General features: G+C 62.8%; 2 protein-coding genes and 2 pseudogenes. 2 read left to right on the top strand and 2 right to left on the bottom strand.

The features are described 5' to 3' along the window. Window positions 1–48 precede the first annotated feature (48 nt). Complete coding sequence (locus tag HX846_RS22965; protein ID WP_178966143.1) at window positions 49–1044, bottom strand: succinylglutamate desuccinylase/aspartoacylase family protein; 996 nt, start codon at window positions 1042–1044, stop codon at window positions 49–51. 80 nt (window positions 1045–1124) lie between these two features. Between HX846_RS22965 and HX846_RS39715 the strand changes: the two genes are divergently transcribed. After that, window positions 1125–1490 (top strand): TetR family transcriptional regulator, encoded by a 366-nt coding sequence (locus HX846_RS39715; protein ID WP_256739861.1) that lies wholly within the window; start codon window positions 1125–1127, stop codon window positions 1488–1490. Beyond that, a pseudogene (locus HX846_RS39710) lies at window positions 1420–1647 on the top strand (TetR family transcriptional regulator C-terminal domain-containing protein); the annotation flags it as partial. The gene HX846_RS39715 and the pseudogene HX846_RS39710, both read left to right, overlap by 71 nt. Here the strand turns inward: HX846_RS39710 and HX846_RS39705 are convergent. Then, a pseudogene (locus HX846_RS39705) lies at window positions 1603–1956 on the bottom strand (EamA/RhaT family transporter); the annotation flags it as partial. The pseudogenes HX846_RS39710 and HX846_RS39705 sit on opposite strands and share 45 nt — an antisense overlap.

Below are 1956 nucleotides of genomic sequence, written 5' to 3'. Positions count from 1 at the left end.
GCGGAACCAATACCAGCCATAACCGAAGAAACGGATATGTACTCCCGCCTAAGGATCCAACACCCCCCCGCTGTACCCCTCAGACAACCGCGTCCCGGTAAACTTGGCCACCACCGAACCCTGTGAAACCAGCCGCTCCCGATGCCCCGTCACCATCCGCCCGGTTTGCGCCGCATGCAGCACAACCTCAGAAGCCGGATCCCCAGGCCGCCGAATAATCCGCGCAAACCGCTCACCCTCTTCCACCTGTTCACCCAAACCTTTTTCAAACACCAACACCCCGGCACACGGTGCCAGGATGGTCTCCATGCAGCCCATGTCCACCACCTGCCCCCGCCATTGAGCAATCACCGGCGCCTCATCAATCACCCCGCTGGCGCAGAGCCAAGCCCAGATCCCATCACCATCCTGCCCGGCCAGGGCATCACTCACATCCGCCTGCCCACGCAATTCAATCGTCGCCGCCAACCGCGGCTTCCCGTGATCAATGATGGTCTCCTCAAACGACCCATCACCGCCCTCGTCCCAGACAATCACCACATCCACCTGCAACGCCGCCGCCAATACCTGGCCCTCTGGCCAAAAGCTGCGGTGGATGTAGAGATATGGCAGGGCTTCATCATCGGTGTGCAGGTCCAGCACCAGGTCAGCATCGGCGGCCAGTTGCACCAGGCTTTTCTGCCATTGCGCCAGGTTGCTGGCCGGCCGCTCCATGGCCAATGAATGATCAAACGCCCGGTTGAAATTCTGCCCGGTGGCTTCGTGAAACCGCCCCAACAACCGCCCCTGGCGAAACTGGCCAATGCCAAACGGGTTGGCCTGGGGCACCACCGTCACCGTGCCCTTGAGCCGGCCCTGATCCTGGCAGGCCTGCAAACGCGGCAGCAGTTGATGCAACACCAGCATCCCGGCGATTTCATCGGCATGCACACCGGCCTGCAGGTGCACCCGAGGGCCGTCGCCGTCACCCTCGAAGCGCCAGGCGCCAATGTGCAGGGTGTTCCCGGAATCCCCGGGGACTTGCCACGAAAGGTCTTTTGCCATGCCGTTGCCCTCCTCTTGTTGGTTCTGCAGGTATATATTGAACACACGTTCAACCATGTATCTTCACCGAGGGTGTGCCTGTGGCCGAAGACCGTCGCGACCTGTTGATTGCCGCCACCCTCACCAGCCTCGCCCGTGACGGGCATGCCGGCATTTCCGTGCGGCGCATCGCCGCTGAAGCCGGGGTTTCGGTGGGGTTGCTCAATCACCATTTCGGCAGCATCGATGCACTGATCGCCGAGACCTACCACAAACTCGCCAGCGAACTGACCACCGCCCTGTGGCAGGAAGTCGACCAGGCCGTGGGCCCTGCCGCGCGGCTCGATGCATTCCTCGCCGGCTCGTTTTCCTCGCGGCTCGTTTTCCTCGCGGGTCATGGACCCGAAACTGTTGGGCGTCTGGGTGGTGTTCTGGAGCCTGATCCGCCACTCGAACCACGTGAATGACTCCCATGAAAAAAGCTACCGCGCCTACCTCGACCTGATTCGCCAGTTGCTCGACGACCTGGCCGAGAGCGAAGGCTTCGTGATCCACGACACGCGCCTGGCCGCCATCGGCTTATCGGCGATGCTCGACGGACTCTGGCTCGAGTGGTGCCTCAACCCCGGCACCTTCAGCCCCGCCAACGGGCTGCACATCTGCCGTTGCTGGATACAGGGGCTGCGTCACGGAGCATTCGGCGCCGACCACATCCTGTGACACGGGGTGCCGGGCGCTGAGCATGGCCAGGGTGCCGCTGATGGCGATCAGCACGGCGCCGAAAATCAGCGACACGTCCATCACCGTGCCCCAGACAAGGCTCGACAGCAGGAACGCCCAGATCAAACCGGTGTATTCAAACGGCGCCAGCAGCGTCGCCGTGGCCCGGCGGAAGCTCGCAAACAGCAGGAACTGGCCAATCCCGCCCACCAG

It is taken from the genome of Pseudomonas sp. K5002 (genome assembly GCF_013386655.1).
In the GTDB taxonomy this organism is placed as follows: domain Bacteria; phylum Pseudomonadota; class Gammaproteobacteria; order Pseudomonadales; family Pseudomonadaceae; genus Aquipseudomonas.
The sequence above is the reverse complement of the archived record's forward strand: the minus strand, read 5'-3'. Positions and strand labels throughout refer to the sequence as shown.